We start from the raw sequence: 17,433 nt of genomic DNA on the forward strand, positions 1-17,433 counted from the left end.
GGAAAAGAGCGATCAAATTGACCGCTCTTTTTTATTTTATTGTACTAATAAGTAGAAGTTGTTTTTGCCACGTAAGATATTGAGTGCAACAGCAGATGGTTTTTCATCTAGCGCTTTGCGTAAGTCTTGCGTGCTTTCAATTGGCTGGCGGTTGATGCCGATGATAATATCACCTGATTTTAAACCGCGTTGTGCTGCCATTGAATTTGGTTGAACTTTACTAATTTCCACGCCTTTAACACCTTTGGCATCATAGTTGTTTAAAGTTGCACCGTCTAATGCTGGAAGTTCCGTTTTACTTGCTGTTTGAGAGCCATCGTCTGCTTGTAAAGTCACTTTTACGTTGTCAGTTTTACCATCACGTAAGTAAGTGAGTTCAATTTCTTTACCCGCACCAGAGGTCGCAATTTTTGCACGCATTTCGGCGAAACTTGAGATTTTTTGACCATTCATTGCGGTAATGACATCACCTGCTTTCAAGCCTGCTTTTTCTGCTGCTGAATTTGGAATAACTTCACTCACAAATGCACCTTGTTGTGCACTAACATTAAAGGCTTTTGCTAAATCGGCATTTAATTCACCGCCCTTAATACCGAGCAAACCACGGCGTACTTCACCAAATTCTAAGATTTGTTGAACAAGGTTATTGGCTTGGTTACTTGGAATCGCAAAGGCAATCCCGGCGTTACCACCACTTGGCGAAATAATCGCGGTATTAATACCAATTAATTCACCTTGTAAGTTCAATAATGCACCGCCAGAGTTACCACGGTTTACTGCAGCATCAGTTTGAATATAGTTTTCATATGTACCACTATCTGAACCGGTAGAGCGGCCTAGCGCTGAAACGATACCAGAGGTTACAGTTTGACCTAAACCGAATGGATTACCGATAGCAACGGTAAAATCACCGACACGTAATTTATCAGAGTCGGCCATTTTGATTGCGGTGAGGTTTGTTGGTTTTTCGATTTGTACTAAAGCGATATCAGATTGTTCGTCTTTTCCAACAAGTTTTGCTTTGAATTCACGCCCATCTTGTAGTTTTACGGTAATTTTATCCGCACCATCTACCACGTGATTATTGGTTAAAACATAGCCTTTATCTGCATTGATGATCACACCTGAACCTAAACCACGGAAGTTGCGCGATGCGCCACGATCTCCGCCGAATTGTTCACCAAATTGATCACCAAAGAAAAATTTAAATTCTTCTGGAATATCATCAGGCAATGCTGAACGGCTGTTTGCTTTTGCTTTGCCTTCAACAGAAAGCGTTACGACTGCTGCTTGCGCTTTTTCTAACATTGGCGCAAGACTGCCTTGTTCGACAATTTCATTCGGAATAGCCGCTTGTGCAGATAAAGAGGTCGCAAATACGCTTAAACCTAATGCGATACCGGTTAATACAAAATTTCTTTTCTTCATAGAGTTCTCCAAGTAAAAATAAATGACTGAATAAGTGTTCAGTCAGACAATAAAATGAGGGGGATGTTCACTAAAAACAAGGGCATTGAAAAAATATTTTTAAAAAGTGCGGTCGGAATTGAAATTGTTCTTTTGCCCGCATTTATCTAAACCTATTTTCAATTTGAAAGATAAAAGAATCATTCTGTTTAAATAGTGCTGGTACAACCTATTTTTACGTCAAAAACCTTGCCAGCTAAGGCTGAAATATAGTTTAATTAACGCCCTGTTTCACTGCTTAAGCAGTATAAATTTTACGCAATCACATAATAATTGTGTATGAATTTAATGAACTAGTTTACTAGTACAAAAAATAGGTGTAGAGTAACGCCATTAGATTTAAGCACAACATTTAAGATTTAGAGAGTGACATATGGCGACGAAGAAAGAAGAAATCGAAGTAAAAGTTGCAAATGATGATACCCGAATTGAAAAAGTCGATCAGGTATTACCTCCAATTGCCTTATTAGAAAAATTTCCAGCAAGTCAAGAAGCGGCTGATTTAGTTCATGAAACCCGCTTGCATGCACACAATATTATTCATGGAAAAGATGATCGTTTACTTGTGATAATTGGTCCTTGTTCTATTCATGATCCTAAAGCGGCATTAGATTACGCGAAACGTTTAAAAGTATTACGTGATGAATATAAAGATACACTTGAAGTGGTGATGCGTGTTTACTTTGAAAAACCGCGTACAACAGTAGGTTGGAAAGGCTTAATTAACGATCCTTATTTAAATGATACCTATCGTTTAAATGATGGTTTACGTATTGCACGTAAATTATTATCTGACATCAATAATTTAGGCGTCCCGTCAGCAGGTGAGTTCTTAGATATGATCACACCACAATATGTGGCTGATTTCATGAGCTGGGGTGCAATTGGTGCGAGAACAACTGAATCTCAAGTACACCGGGAATTAGCGTCAGGCTTATCTTGTGCGGTAGGCTTTAAAAATGGCACAAATGGTGGCGTGAAAGTCGCCTTAGATGCAATGGGTGCGGCAGAAGCTTCGCATTACTTCTTGTCTGTGACAAAATTTGGCCATTCTGCCATTGTTTCAACAAAAGGAAATGAAGACTGCCACATCATTTTACGTGGTGGGGATAAAGGTCCTAACTATAAAGCAGAAGACATTGCAAAAGTTTGTGCAGAGATCGAAAAATCAGGTCGTATTCCACATGTAATGGTTGATTTTAGCCATGCAAATAGTAGCAAACAATTCAAAAAACAAATGGAAGTTTGTGAGGATGTTTGCCAGCAAATTGCAGGTGGTTCAAAGCAGATCTTTGGTGTCATGGTAGAAAGTCATATCGTTGAAGGTCGTCAAGACTTAGTCGATGGTAAAGCTCAGACTTACGGACAAAGTATCACTGATGCTTGCATCGGTTGGGAAGATACAGAAATCGTGTTAAAACAGTTATCCGATGCAGTCGTAGCACGTCGCCAAGTAAATGGCTAATCAGTTTAATTTTTAGATGATTAAAAGTGCGGTTGATTTGACCGCACTTTTTTTATGCGCTTTGAAAAAGAGGACGAAAAGGGGTATGCTAGCTTCAATGGAATAAGAAAAGGGGCAGTATGATGCAGGATATGATAAATGGCTTATTAATTGTCTTAATACCAATGGTGTTAGGTTATTTATTAAAGGTCAATAATAAATCCTATATTGCAAAAATAAATCATATCGTGATGTTTTTGCTTTACATTATTCTTTTCTTAATGGGTTATTTACTCGGCCAGTTAGATGATTTAGAGCATAAACTGCCGATTATTGGCACTACTGCGGTGACACTATCTGCGATCATTTTGGGATCCAATATGATTGGTTTGATGCTTTATGACCGCTTTAACCCCGCTGAGCCACTTAAATCACAAGGTAAAATTGATTCTCGCTGGCACTCCTTAATTGACTCGCTCAAACTTTCCGGCACGGTGGTGATCGGCACCCTTTGTGGTTTCTTATTCAAATCCTATCTCATGTTGCCTACTGGAATTAATCTGTATGTATTGATCGTACTGATTTTCTTTGTGGGGATTCAGTTAAGAAATAACGGCATTTCCTTGAAAGAAGCTCTGTTCAATAAACGAGGTTTCCAAACGGGGATGGTGTTTACTTTTACTTCATTACTAGGCGGTATCATTGCTGCTTTCGTTTTAGCGATGCCAATTACGCAAGGGCTTGCATTTGCCTCTGGAATGGGGTGGTATTCGTTATCCAGTGTGGTATTGACCAATGCATGGGGGCCAGTGCAGGGCAGTATTGCCTTTTTTAATGATTTATCCCGTGAAATTGTCAGCTTATTTGTGATCCCATTATTTATGCGTCATTTCCGTTCGACTGCAATTGGGATTACGGGGGCGACTGCAATAGATTGCACCTTGCCAATTATTCAAAAAGCGGGAGGTATTGAAGTCACGCCAATTGCGATTTCATTCGGGTTTGTCACGAATATTCTGCCGCCGTTACTATTGGTTTTCTTTTCCAGTATTCCGCTATAAAAAAGAAATACAAAAAACAAAAGAGTTAATCGTTACTTTTCGATTAACTCTTTTTCTTATATTTAATATTAGGGATTATCAGTTTTTATGCATAGCAATAACCGCCTGACCTAGACTGAGTCCGCCATCACCCATCGGTAGTTTATGCGCACTTAGTACATGGAATTCGCTCAAATTTTCTTTTAATAAGCGACGTAGCAGTTGGTTATGCATCACACCGCCAGATAATACGATGGTACGGCATTGGTATTTTCGTGCTTGGTTCGCAGCAAGTTCAGCAAAACCTTGGGCGAGAGCATAGTGAAAGGCGAAGGCTTTATCTGCAAGAGGCGCCTGGTAATTCAACCAACTTTGCCAGAAATAAGCTAAATCCAGTTTATTGCCGATAAGTGGCATTTTTACTGGAATATTGACCGCACTTTGTGCTTGTGTTGCCAAAGATGAGGTATTTGCCAGTGCTTCTAAATGACAGGCAGCTTCGCCCTCCCAAGAAACAATGGTTGGTGCAATACCGAGAGCATAAGCTACGGCATCAAATAAACGACCGGCAGATGATATAGGTGGGCAATTGAGTCCACGTTCAATGGCGTTGACTAATATTTGCCAATTCGGTTCGGTACAGGTTTTGGTGAGAATTTCTTGCCATTGTGGTACAAATTGATGCAGGTGAGCCAACCAGTTTCGCCAAGGTTGTTTAGCTGCAAGATCGCCACCTGGTAGAGCAACAGCCGGCAGACCACCTAAATATTGACTATGTTGATAGTCAACGAGTAGGCATTCGCCTCCCCAAAGTTGTCCATTTTCCCCCATGCCGATACCGTCTAGTGCAAGACCAATTACAGGTTCATTACAATGATGTTCGGCCATTACGCTGACAATATGAGCATGATGATGAAGTACTTCGATGGGGGGGATTTGTTGCTGTTCGGCAAGTTTTTTCCCGATAGAAGATGAAAAATAGCCAGGGTGAGCATCCACCGCGATAATGTCTGGTTTAAATTGGTAAATCTGCTGAAATAATGCAAGGTTTTCACTTAATTGTGACCGCACTTGCTCATTTGCAGTATCACCAATATGTTGGCTCAGTACGGCTTTATTGTGACGTAGTAAGCAGAAGGTATTTTTCAGATCAGAACCCAACGCCAACACATTTTTTGTGCTTTGTGTTTCAAGTGGTATTTCATCGGGCACATAGCCTCGAGCACGACGTAGTGTTTCTAATCCATCGAAGGCAACGCGAACAAGGCTATCATCAGCACGTTGTAGAATATCGCGATTGTGACAAAGATAAAAATCCGCTAAATCAGCTAATTGTTCCACTGCATGTTCATTTTTCAATACAGGAGGTTGCCCACTGGCATTCGCAGAGGTCATCACGAGCGGACGATTAATCGCGCGTAATAACAAATGTTGTAGTGGATTACTTGGAAGCATGACGCCGATTTCTTGCAAGTTAGGTGCGATGTTATCAGCAATATTGGGTACTTTATGTTTTGCTAGCAGTACAATCGGTGCTGCACTGCTGGTTAGCAATTCTGTTTCTTGAGAACTCAAATCCTGTAAAAACTGCGGATCAGGCACCATAATGGCTAATGGTTTTGTGGGACGATGTTTCCGTTGACGTAATAAATCAACCGTCTTTTGATTATTCGCATCACAGGCTAGATGGAAACCGCCTAAACCTTTAACCGCGACGATATGACCTTGTTGCAATAAAAGTGCGGTCTGTTTTAGTGCGGTTTCATGAGTAGCAAGCGTTTGTTCTCGATCTTGTAACCAGATATGAGGGCCGCAGACCGAACAAGCATTGGGTTGAGCATGAAAACGACGATCAGCGGGATCTTTGTATTCTTTTTCACATTGTGGACAAAGCGGAAAAACAGACATCGCCGTGTTTTTTCGGTCGTAAGGAATTGCCTTGATGATGGTAAAACGTGGGCCACAATGGGTACAATTGGTAAAGGGGTAGTGATAACGTCGATTGTTGGGATCGAATAAGTCAGCTAAACAATGTGGACAGGTCGCCGCATCGGGAATAATTTGCGTATCCATTTGATTATTTTCGCTTTCCCGGATAGTAAAGCTTGTTACTGTGGCGGAGTCAGGCCAATCTATGGCGCGCTGAGTAATGTCAGTAATTTGCGCTAGCGGTGGGAGTTTATTTTGTAGGTCGGATAAAAATTGCTCAAGTGCATTTGCTGGTGGAGAGACAAAACGAATTAACACGCCTTGTCCATCGTTATTTACATCTCCGTTTAACTTATATTGACTTGCTAGCAGCCAAACAAAAGGGCGAAATCCCACGCCCTGAACTTTTCCTTTTATGCGTAATTCGATCCCTTGCATGACGCAGTCCTGTTTATTTTTGATTTAAGCCAAGAAAATCGCCGACTTCGTGTTCTAGCTGACTCATGGCAATTAAAGCTTCTTGCGTTTGTTTGGCCTCTTCTTCATCGATAATTGTCATGGCAAAACCCACATGCACGAGTACCCATTTACCAACCAGCGGTTTGGGGTCATCCTGACAAATTAATGAAATATTAACTTCTCTTTTAACACCACACACATCGACTACAGCAAGCTGTAATGCACTGTCTGCAACTTGAATAATTTGTCCTGGAATACCTAAACACATAATCTGTCCTTAGTTAGAATGTTTATGAGATAAATCGTTTATTGTGTTTCAATAAACGTACTGTGAGTGTGAAATTTTATCATGTAAGCACCTAAATTTGTATAGCCATATTTTAAATAAGGCTACTGCATTTTTGTTTAAAGTCTGTTCACATTTTTAACATAAAATTATTATGTTTCACTGTTATTTAACAGGTGCATCAGAGTAATAGAAAAACAATGGAAATCTTTTGATCTTAATCACAAATTTTCGAATTAGTTCTTGAGCTTTACTTTTTTACAGGAGTATCCTTACTCCTAGAGTGGTTATTGTAAAAAACGTTATTTACATACAAGGAGGGGAATGTATGAATCGTTTTGTAATCGGTGATCCGAAGGATTGCATTGGATGCAACACCTGTATGGCCGCTTGTAGTGAAGTGCATAAAGCTTTCGGATTACAATCTTTCCCACGCTTACAAGTCATGCGTAATGACGATGTAACCGTGCCAATTCTCTGTCGTCATTGCGATGATTCACCATGTGCTACTGTGTGTCCGGTGCACGCAATCACACATATCAATGACACTATTCAACTTAACGAAAGTCTCTGTATCGGTTGTAAACTTTGTGGTATTGCTTGCCCATTCGGTGCAATTACCCAACATGGTTCTGCACCGATTGACGCACCAACCTATTATGAAGGATTCTCCTTCACTGATGCGGTAAAACGAGATATTCGTACTGCACCAGATAATACGGATTTACACAATATGTTGGCATGGCAACCAGGTGTGAAAGCCATTGCGGTGAAATGCGATCTTTGCTATTTCCGTGAAGATGGTCCGGCTTGTGTGCAAACCTGCCCGACCAAAACGTTATTTATTATTAGTGATGAGAGTATCAAGCAGGCTAACGAAAGAAAACGTGAAATGGCCATGGTTTCTTCGCCTGCTATCCCAAGATAATTAGTGTGTTTAACTTGTAATCAATGGAGTGATATTATGAGTTTACCAATCAATTTACTCATCACGACCCTGTTGATTTATGTCGTAGGTGCGTTTATTTCGCTCGCAGTGAGACGAAACGAACAACTTTCAATCAATATATCCGGCGTGACCGGTGTACTTGCTGGAGTGTTAGGTATTGTTGCCTGCATCCCCGTTCTGATCAGCAGCGACACAGTCGTTGATGTTTTCAAAACCCCATTTGAATTTGCCTCGTTCTCCATCCGTATTGACGGATTGGCGGCGTTTATGGTGTGTGTTATTTCTTTATTAGTGATTGTGACTGCACTTTATTCTTTCTCATATGTAAAAGAATATAAAGGTAAAGGCGCAGGTTCTATGGGCTTTTTTATGAATTTATTTATCGCTTCCATGGTTGCGTTAGTCACCAGCGATAATGCGTTCTACTTCCTTGTATTCTTTGAAATGATGTCATTGGCATCTTATTTCTTAGTCCTTACCGAACAAGATGATAATGCCGTAAATGCAGGCTTGCTTTATTTCTTTATTGCGCATGCCGGTTCGGTATTAATTATGATCGCCTTCTTCATTTTCTACTGCTATGCCGGTAGCTTTGAATTTAGCGCATTCCGTCAAACTACTTTACCGGCACCGCTTGCCTTTACCGCCTTTATTTTGGCATTTTTAGGTTTTGGTGCCAAAGCAGGGATGATTCCATTACATAGCTGGTTACCAAAAGCTCACCCAGCTGCACCTTCTCATGCCTCAGCGATGATGTCTGGAGTGATGGTAAAAATTGGTATTTTCGGGATCATTAAAGTAGGTGTTGATCTTCTCGGTTCTACCAATGTTTGGTATGGCGTTATCGTACTTGGTTTCGGTGCAGTATCTTCCGTACTCGGCGTACTTTATGCCTTGGCAGAACATGACATCAAAAAACTCTTGGCTTATCACACGGTAGAAAATATCGGCATCATTATGATGGGTGTAGGCGTTGGTATGATTGGTATCGCGACACATCATCCAGTATTAGCAACCGTGGGCTTACTTGGTGGGTTATACCACTTACTTAACCATGCTGTATTCAAAGGCTTATTATTCTTAGGTGCAGGCTCTGTAATGTATCGTTTGCATACTAAAGACATGGACTTAATGGGTGGCTTAGGCAAACTTATGCCTTACACTGCGTTCTGTTTCTTAATTGGTACCATGGCGATTTCTGCATTGCCACCATTTAATGGTTTCGTCAGTGAATGGTTTACTTATCAATCCTTGTTCACATTAAGCCAAAGTGATGACTTCGTATTAAAACTTGCCGGTCCAATTGCCATCATTATGTTGGCATTAACGGGTGCGTTAGCAGCACTTTGTTTCGTGAAAGTGTACGGTATCAGTTTCGGTGGTGCACCGCGTAGCGAAAAAGCAGCCAATGCACGTGAAGTGCCAAAACCAATGGTGATTGCCATGGCGGTATTAGCGTTATGTTGTGTGTTGCTCGGTGTTGGCGCATCTGTTGTAACGCCAATAATTGCGAAAATTTCGACCGCACTTGCTCATAGCGAACCGCTAATGTTGGCTCAAAATGGCGTGGTGGTCGCACAAGCTGAACCGCATACCGCGCTTTCAACACCGATGGTGACTATCATGCTATTGGCATTCTTCTTCTTGCCATTTAGTTTTTACGCCTTCACCAAAAATCAACGTTTATCCGATCGTGCAAAAGGCAATCCATGGGCTTGTGGTTATGCTTATGAACAAGATATGGCGGCCTCTGCAGGTAGTTTCACTCGTCAGTTGCGTACGATTTTCAAATCACTTTATACCTTGCGCGAAGTGTTGGATCCCGCACCTTTAGGTGATAAAGGTATCCAAGCGGTAATTAAAGGTGCAACAAAAGCTGAACCTTTCTGGGAAGAAAAAATGACGATGCCAATCGCTCGTTTTATTCCTTGGTTAGGAACTAAAATTCAATGGTTGCAACAAGGTGATTTCCGTGTGTACTGTGTGTACTTCGTGATTGCCTTGGTGGCAATACTACTTTCCATTGCGTTGATGTAGGAGGTTGAAGATGATTACGTTACCTTCAGAAATTGCAACATCTGCCGGAATGTTTGTTTTTGCCATTGTGCAAGCCTTGATTTTGCTTGCCCTTGCACCGTTATTTTCCGGTATTTCACGTATGATCCGTGCTCGTATTCAATCTCGTCGGGGTCCTGGCGTGTTACAAGATTATCGTGACATTGCAAAATTAATGAAACGTCAAAACATTTGGCCAGACAATGCGGGGTGGGTTTCTAAAGCGATGCCTTATGTGCTAATTAGCACAGTGATGGTGGTTGCCATGAGTTTGCCTTTATTTACTCGTGTTGCACCATTTGGAGCTGGCAGTGATTTAATCACCGTGATTTACTTATTCGCCTTGTTCCGTTTCTTCTTTTCAATTGCGGGTTTGGATTCAAACAGCACATTCTCAAGTTTAGGAGCAAGTCGTGAAGTCACATTAGGTGTCTTGGTAGAGCCAATTCTCATGTTGGCATTCCTTGTCATTGCGTTAATTGCCGGTTCAACCAATTTTGCGGTTATCGGTAATGCACTTTCCGATAACACTTGGCAATATCCAATTGCGACAGTGATTGCTATCGCTGCAGCATTCTTCGCCGTATTTATTGAAATGGGTAAAATTCCATTTGATTTGGCGGAAGCGGAACAAGAATTACAAGAAGGTCCATTGACAGAATACTCTGGTCCAGCACTCGCCTTATTAAAAGTCGGCTTAAGCTTAAAATCTATGGTTGTAGCATCTATCTTTGTGAGTGTGTTGCTTCCTTTCGGTATCCCGACAGAGATGAGCTTAAGTGCGGTCATTTTAGGTGGCATTTTATTCTTCGTGAAATTATTAGTGGTGTTCGTATTGGCTTGTGTTTTTGAGAACACACTTTCTCGTACCCGCTTTATGTTAACAGGACGTTTAACCGTGGTCGGCTTCGGCATTTCTGTGTTGGCGTTTGTATTTTACTTCACTGGGTTGTAAGGAGGACAAATATGGAACGTTTAGCTCTGATTACAATCATTTTACCTTTCGTAGGGGCGTTTATTGTCGGTTTGAATAAAAAACATTTTGCTCAAATTGCCACAGTATTTGCTGCGCTTGCTACGCTGGGAACCTTGTTAGTCGCAGGACAATGGTTTGCCGATGGTCATCAAAGCGTCACTTATGACATCGTCGCTTTTGATAAAACCGCGATCTTTGGTGTAACGCTTGATGCAGTCAGTACATTAATTGCCTTTGCCGTTGTGGCCTTAGGTTTCTTAATCTGCTTATATTCTTGTGGTTACTTAACTGATAAAAACCGTGAACACCCACATAATGGGTTACCACGTTTTTATGCATTCTTGCTGATTTTTATCGGTGCCATGGCAGGCTTGGTGTATTCCTCAACTTTAGCAGGACAATTATTGTTCTTCGAAATTACCGGGGGATGTTCTTGGGCATTGATCAGTTATTATCAAACACCAAAAGCCCAAGCCGCCGCAATGAAAGCCTTGATTATTACCCACGTGGGTGCAATCGGGTTATATATTGCTGCAGCCTATTTGTTCAGCCAATCAGGTACTTTCTCTATCACAGCGTTAGAACATTTAGATCCGAGTGCGAAAACCATCGTATTATTCGGTGTGATGTTTGCAGCGTGGGGTAAATCAGCACAATTACCAATGCAAATTTGGTTACCGAATGCGATGGAAGCACCAACACCGGTGAGTGCGTATTTGCACGCCGCATCAATGGTAAAAGTTGGGGTCTATATTTTCGCTCGCTCTGTTATGTCTGCTGGTGAGATTCCACATATTGTGGGCGAAGTCGGCATCATTATGGCGATGATTACCTTAATTTATGGCTTCTTGATGTACTTGCCACAAACTGACTTAAAACGTTTATTGGCGTACTCAACTATTACCCAACTTTCTTATATTTTCATTGGGATTTCTCTTGCTGCATTAGGCTCTAAATTGGCCTTTGTGGCAGCAATTAGTTACATCTTTAACCATGCTTTCGCGAAAAGCTTATTCTTCTTAGTTGCTGGTTCATTAAGTTATGCGACAGGAACTCGTTCTATGCCATTACTACAAGGCATTATGCGTACAATGCCCGTGGTCGGTGCAGGATTTGGCGTAGCCGCGTTAGCGATTGCCGGGGTGCCGCCGTTTAATGGATTCTTCAGTAAATATCCATTATTTGCGGCCGGATTTGAGTTAGGCCAAGAGTACGGTTGGATCACTTGGTTGATGGTGCTTGCTTTAGTTGAATCTACCGCGACATTCGTATGGTTATTATATAAATTCGGACAATGTGTCATCGGTAAACCATCAGAAGCAGTTGTCAATGCACAACCTATACCATTCTCTATGCGTTTTGTGTTAGTTGTATTAATGGTAATGTCCGTGGTGTCCAGTTTTATCGCCGCATATTGGTTAGGTTTGGCTGGTTAGGTTAAGGAGGAATCTATGTTAATGATAAATGGACTTGCGTGTTTACTCATTATTACCTCTCTTTGCGTAATTATGGTTCGAACCGCCAAAAAAGCTGCATTGTTTTACAGTTTGCAATCGTTGGTGTTGGTATTACTGTTTGTCTATCTTGCCAATGAAATGCAAGCCCATGAACTTTACATGTGGTCAATCAGCGCATTTATTACCAAAGTGGTTTTGGTACCAGCGATTTTAATCTATGCGATGAAAAAAGTTGATGAAAGTCAAACTCCAGCAGGAATAAATGTCGCTTGGTTGATCCCGATCACAGCAGTGATAGTGACATTGTGCTACTTTGTTGTTGTCCCAATCGATTTGCCATTGGTTGCACATCTTAAACCGGCATTATCAGTGTCATTAAGTCACTTCTTATTAGGTTTAGTGTGCATTGTTAGCCAACGCAATATCGTAAAACAAGTATTCGGTTATTGTTTGATGGAAAACGGTTCTCATCTCACATTAGCCTTATTGGCAAATAAAGCACCTGAGTTAGTGGAAATCGGAATTGCCACAGATGCTATCTTTGCCGTCATCATAATGGTGGTGTTGGTAAACAAAATTTACCGTACATTCCATTCATTAGATGCAAAACAACTTATGAGTTTGAAGGGGTAACGCTATGTATGAACAATGGATAATCGCGTTATTAATCGCACCTTTAGCAATATCACTTGCCAGTTTCGCTTGTGGCGTGACAAAAACACGGACAATTTGTACCGCACTTCATGTTACAGGTTTGATTTTGATGTTGGCATTCACCTTACAAATTATTAATGGTGTGCTGACTCAGGGGGAAATCAGTGCATTACATAACTGGGTTTACATCGACAGTCTATCTGCTATTTTCTTAGGTCTTATCGCTATTGTTGGAACGTTAGCCGGTATTTATTCTATCGGTTACATTAGTACTGAATATCGCGAAGGGCATCTTGATTTGAAAACATACTGCAATTATTACGGCTTTTTGCATTTGTTTTTCTTCACCATGATCATTTCTGTGATCACCAATAATGTGATTTTGATGTGGGCAGCCATTGAAGCAACCACATTAAGTTCAGCATTCTTGGTCGGTACATACAAACAAAAAACCTCTCTTGAGGCTGCATGGAAATACATCATTATTTGTTCAGTTGGGGTGGCGTTTGGATTGTATGGCACAATTTTAACGTTCTCTAATGGAACAAATCTTTTAGCTGATCCAAGCCAAGCTATTTTCTGGACAGAAATCAATCAACAGGCAGCAGGTTTAAATCCAATGCTCATGTATCTTGCTTTTGCCTTTATTTTGGTTGGGTTTGGTACTAAGTGCGGTCTATTTCCAATGCATACTTGGTTATCTGATGCACACAGTGAGGCTCCAAGTCCTGTGAGTGCGATTCTATCTGCTGTATTATTGAATTGTGCCATGTTGGTGGTATTGCGTTATTACATCTTAGTTTCTAAAGCAGTCGGTTCTACATACCCGCAAACCTTATTGTTGGTATTTGGTTTACTCTCTGTATTAGTGGCGGCGTTGTTTATTATCGTCCAATTCGACATCAAACGTTTATTGGCATATTCCAGTATTGAAAACATGGGGTTAATTAGCTTTGCCTTTGGTTTAGGTGGCCCAATCGGTGTATTTGCGGGTTTATTACATACCATCAACCATAGTTTAGCGAAAACCTTGTTATTCTGTGCTTCAGGTAACATATTATTAAAATATAAAACCCGTGATATGAACCAAGTACGTGGTTTATGGCGTGTAGCACCAATGACGGCGGTGTTATTTGCCGGTGGTGCGTTAGCACTAGGTGGTATCCCACCATTTAACGTGTTCGTCAGTGAATTCAGTATTGCTGTTGCCGGTATTTACGCAGGTAAAACTTGGTTAATGGTGTTCTGTTTAATTTTACTCACTATCGTGTTAGCTGGATTGTCTTTAATGGTATTAAAAACCGTATTAGGCAAACAACCGGATAATGTTGAAGTGGGGGATGTGAACAAAGTTTCACTCGTGGCGATGGCAATTTTATTGTTATTCATGTTTATTATGGGTATTCATATTGCCGAACCAATTTTGCAGTTATTAAAAAGTGCGGTCGGAATTGTACTCGGATCTGAACAAGTGTCTTTTGGTGAAATGTTAGTTTTACCTTGGCAAAGTTTAGCGCAATGATCGACAGGAGGGATAAATATATGGAATTAACTAAAAATACATCAGTCGATCCAGCCAAAATGATTGGCAAAAATTACATTGAAGCAGTCAATGCAAAATTTCCAAATACCATTTTGGATGAGGAGTGGTCAACACCAAATCAGGTTACACTTACCATTAAAACCAATATGTTACCTGATGTTGTTGAATACCTTTATTATCAACATGAAGGTTGGTTACCGTTGGTATTCGGGAATGATGAGCGTTCAATTCATGGAAACTATGCAGTGTACTACGTGCTTTCCATGGAAGGGGAAGTGAAAACTTTTATCACCATTAAAGCCTTAGTTGATCCTGTGAGCTTAGAATTTCCATCTGTGACACCAAAAGTCAAAGCGGCGGTTTGGGGTGAGCGTGAATTATTCGATATGTATGGTTTGAAAGCCGTCGGTTTGCCTGACCAACGCCGCTTAGTGTTGCCAGATGATTGGCCAGATGATCTTTATCCATTACGTAAAGACTCAATGGATTACCGTTTACGTCCAGATCCGACAACCGCGACAGAAACATACGAATTTATTAACGAAAAAGGCGAAGCACGTATCGTTCCACTTGGCCCGTTACATATCACTTCCGATGAACCTGGACACTTCCGTTTGTTCGTAGATGGGGAAGATATCATTGATGCGGACTATCGTTTGTTCTATGTGCACCGTGGTATGGAAAAATTGGCAGAAACCCGTATGGATTACGACCAAGTTAACTTCCTGGCTGACCGTGTATGTGGGATTTGTGGCTTCACACATAGTGTGGCCTATGCCAATTCCGTCGAAAGTGCTTTAGGGATTCAAATTCCAAAACGCGCTGAATGGATCCGCGCGATTTTATTAGAAGTAGAACGTTTACACAGTCACTTATTAAACTTAGGTCTATCTAGTCACTTTACCGGCTTTGATACTGGCTTTATGCAATTCTTCCGTGTTCGTGAGAAATCCATGACCTTGGCAGAAGTGCTAACAGGTGCACGTAAAACCTATGGTATTAACCTTATCGGTGGTGTGCGTCGTGATATGTTGAAACATCAACGTGAGCAATGTATCAAACTTATCGGCGAAATGCGTGAAGAACTCAAAACCTTAACCGATATTTTATTAAATACACCGAATATGGAGCAACGTACGGTAGGTGTTGGTGTCTTGGCAAAAGATATCGCTCGTGACTTTAGCCCGGTTGGTCCAATGATTCGTGGTTCTGGCTTTGCGCGTGATGTACGTAAAGTACATCCGTTCTCCGGTTATGGCGATATCCCTTTCAATCTCTTCACTGAAGCCAATGGTGACGTGTTATCTCGTGTGAAAGTGCGGATTAATGAAGTGTTTGAATCCATGAATATCATTGATTACATGGTGGACAATTTGCCAAGTGGCGAAATCTTAAAAGAAGGTTTCAATTATACGCCTGGACGTTTTGCTTTAGGGATTACGGAAGCACCACGTGGCGAAGATATTCACTGGTCAATGCTAGGCGACAACCAAAAACTTTTCCGTTGGCGTTGTCGTGCTGCCACTTATGCTAACTGGCCAACCTTACGCTATATGTTACGTGGCAATACAGTGTCTGATGCGCCACTTATTATTGGTAGTCTTGACCCTTGCTATTCTTGTACCGACCGTGTCACCGTGGTGGATGTGCGTAAACGCAAAGCGAAAACTGTAGATTATAAAGAAATTGAACGCTACGGTATTGAACGTAAAAATTCACCATTGAAATAGGGGAGGCGGAAAATGTTTAAATTACTAAAAACGGTATTTAAAGCAGGTGATGTCACCACCAAATATCCGTTCAAACCTTATGAAGTCGATGAGGATTTTAGAGGAAAACCGGAACTCAATTCTGATCAATGTATTGTCTGTGCGGCTTGTACTATTGCCTGTCCAGCTAATGCGTTGACCATGAGAACCAACCCAGTTACAGGTGAACGCACATGGTCATTATTCCTTGGTCGTTGTATTTTCTGTGGACGTTGCGAAGAAGTTTGCCCAACTAAAGCCATTCGCTTGTCACAAGATTTTGAACTCTCAGTGACCAATAAACAGGATCTTTTCCAAGAAACCACCTTTGCGACAGTAACTTGCCAGGAATGTGGTAAACCGTTTATTTCTTATAAAGAATTGAATTACACCATTGATTTATTCAAACAAACTTTGGATAAACCTGAATTAGTGAAACAAAAATTAGCGGAGTTGCATACTTGTCCGGTTTGTAAACGTCAGCATAGCTTAGAAAAAACCGCGAATATGGAATCCAATATGCGGATGAAATTAATCGACTTTAAGGAGCCAGTTCGCTTGAATTTTAAAAAAGCACTCGAGCAACGAGAACAAAGTGCGGTTGATGTACCTAACGTTTTAGCAGGAGGCGAAAGACGATGAACACACAAATTCCAATGCCGGTCAATGGCATATCAACACCGTTTAGTATTGATGAAAATATTGCCAAAATGAAACAAACGTTACTGAAAGATATTCAACGTTCAGCTTACGTTTATCGTGTGGACTGTGGCGGTTGTAATGGGTGTGAAATCGAAATTTTCAGTACCATTACGCCAACATTCGATGCGGAACGTTTTGGTATTAAAGTGGTGGCTTCACCTCGTCACGCGGACATTTTATTATTCACTGGTGCGGTTACCCGTGCGATGCGTACGCCAGCAATGCGTGCTTACCAAGCTGCGCCTGATCCAAAAATCTGTATTTCTTACGGTGCTTGCGGTTGTGGTGGCGGTATTTTCCATGATCTTTATTGTGTTTGGGGCGGTAGTGATCAAATTGTGCCAATTGATGTGTATATCCCAGGCTGTCCTCCAACCCCTGCAGCAACTATTTATGGATTCGCGGTAGCGCTTGGTTTGCTTGATCAAAAGCTCAAAGGTAAACAAGAAAAAGCCGATCCTAACGCAGAAGCTAAATTACGTTTCCCAACTATTCCGTTGGATTTGCGTATTAGTCTTGAACGTGAAGCGCGTCGTCTTGCTGGTTATCGTCAAGGCGGTAACATCGCTAACCAATTTATGGCAATGATGGCAGAAAATGACAAAGTGCCATTTGGTGTACGTTTAGGTGAATACCTAGAACGCGAAGCCGATCCGCGTTTAAGCGAAATCGTCAATCGTTTGCATGCGATTAGTCTGCCGTTTTCGGGATAATTAATGATGGG

General features: G+C 41.2%; 14 protein-coding genes. 11 read left to right on the forward strand and 3 right to left on the reverse strand.

Annotated features, from left to right (window positions below):
• Positions 1–36: 36 nt before the first annotated feature.
• Positions 37–1,428, reverse strand: coding sequence for a DegQ family serine endoprotease (locus INP95_RS06710; protein WP_197560390.1), 1,392 nt, complete (start codon positions 1,426–1,428; stop codon positions 37–39).
• A gap of 412 nt (positions 1,429–1,840) precedes the next feature.
• Here INP95_RS06710 and aroG point away from each other — a divergent pair, with 412 nt between their 5' ends.
• Positions 1,841–2,932 carry a 3-deoxy-7-phosphoheptulonate synthase AroG gene (gene aroG, locus INP95_RS06715; RefSeq protein ID WP_070583131.1) on the forward strand — a complete coding sequence of 364 codons (1,092 nt, stop codon included), beginning with the start codon at positions 1,841–1,843 and terminating at the stop codon, positions 2,930–2,932.
• Positions 2,933–3,054: 122 nt separating this feature from the next.
• The gene (locus tag INP95_RS06720; RefSeq protein ID WP_176747776.1) at positions 3,055–3,972 is read left to right on the forward strand and encodes a LysO family transporter; all 918 of its coding nucleotides are present in this window, start codon (positions 3,055–3,057) and stop codon (positions 3,970–3,972) included.
• A 78-nt stretch (positions 3,973–4,050) separates the two neighbouring features.
• On the opposite strand, the gene hypF is transcribed toward INP95_RS06720, so the two are convergent.
• Positions 4,051–6,318 carry a carbamoyltransferase HypF gene (gene hypF / locus INP95_RS06725; protein ID WP_197560391.1) on the reverse strand — a complete coding sequence of 756 codons (2,268 nt, stop codon included), beginning with the start codon at positions 6,316–6,318 and terminating at the stop codon, positions 4,051–4,053.
• Between the two features lie 13 nt (positions 6,319–6,331).
• Entirely contained in the window at positions 6,332–6,607 is a 276-nt protein-coding gene (gene hybG, locus INP95_RS06730) for a hydrogenase maturation factor HybG (RefSeq protein WP_005696275.1), read from the reverse strand.
• 346 nt (positions 6,608–6,953) lie between these two features.
• Between hybG and INP95_RS06735 the strand changes: the two genes are divergently transcribed.
• From INP95_RS06735 to INP95_RS06775, 9 genes are read left to right on the forward strand one after another with little or no spacing between them, the layout of a single operon-like run.
• Entirely contained in the window at positions 6,954–7,553 is a 600-nt protein-coding gene (locus tag INP95_RS06735; RefSeq protein ID WP_014065505.1) for a 4Fe-4S dicluster domain-containing protein, read from the forward strand.
• Between the two features lie 36 nt (positions 7,554–7,589).
• Positions 7,590–9,611: a hydrogenase 4 subunit B gene (gene hyfB, locus INP95_RS06740; protein WP_197560392.1), complete on the forward strand. Its 2,022-nt coding sequence runs from the start codon at positions 7,590–7,592 to the stop codon at positions 9,609–9,611.
• 10 nt (positions 9,612–9,621) lie between these two features.
• Positions 9,622–10,584, forward strand: coding sequence for a respiratory chain complex I subunit 1 family protein (locus tag INP95_RS06745; protein ID WP_197560393.1), 963 nt, complete (start codon positions 9,622–9,624; stop codon positions 10,582–10,584).
• A gap of 11 nt (positions 10,585–10,595) precedes the next feature.
• On the forward strand, positions 10,596–12,041 hold the full coding sequence (locus INP95_RS06750; RefSeq protein WP_197560394.1) for a hydrogenase 4 subunit D: 1,446 nt from the start codon (positions 10,596–10,598) through the stop codon (positions 12,039–12,041).
• 15 nt (positions 12,042–12,056) lie between these two features.
• Complete coding sequence (gene hyfE / locus INP95_RS06755; protein WP_005697594.1) at positions 12,057–12,695, forward strand: hydrogenase 4 membrane subunit; 639 nt, start codon at positions 12,057–12,059, stop codon at positions 12,693–12,695.
• A 4-nt stretch (positions 12,696–12,699) separates the two neighbouring features.
• Complete coding sequence (locus INP95_RS06760; protein ID WP_197560395.1) at positions 12,700–14,238, forward strand: hydrogenase 4 subunit F; 1,539 nt, start codon at positions 12,700–12,702, stop codon at positions 14,236–14,238.
• Between the two features lie 20 nt (positions 14,239–14,258).
• The gene (locus INP95_RS06765) at positions 14,259–15,989 is read left to right on the forward strand and encodes a hydrogenase large subunit (RefSeq protein ID WP_049365604.1); all 1,731 of its coding nucleotides are present in this window, start codon (positions 14,259–14,261) and stop codon (positions 15,987–15,989) included.
• A gap of 12 nt (positions 15,990–16,001) precedes the next feature.
• Entirely contained in the window at positions 16,002–16,649 is a 648-nt protein-coding gene (locus tag INP95_RS06770) for a formate hydrogenlyase complex iron-sulfur subunit (RefSeq protein ID WP_197560396.1), read from the forward strand.
• Positions 16,646–17,422, forward strand: a complete 777-nt coding sequence (locus INP95_RS06775; protein WP_197560397.1) for an NADH-quinone oxidoreductase subunit B family protein — start codon at positions 16,646–16,648, stop codon at positions 17,420–17,422. The genes INP95_RS06770 and INP95_RS06775 overlap by 4 nt, the downstream gene beginning before the upstream one ends.
• Positions 17,423–17,433 lie beyond the last annotated feature (11 nt).

The sequence above is a fragment of the Haemophilus parainfluenzae genome (genome assembly GCF_014931375.1).
In the GTDB taxonomy this organism is placed as follows: domain Bacteria; phylum Pseudomonadota; class Gammaproteobacteria; order Enterobacterales; family Pasteurellaceae; genus Haemophilus_D.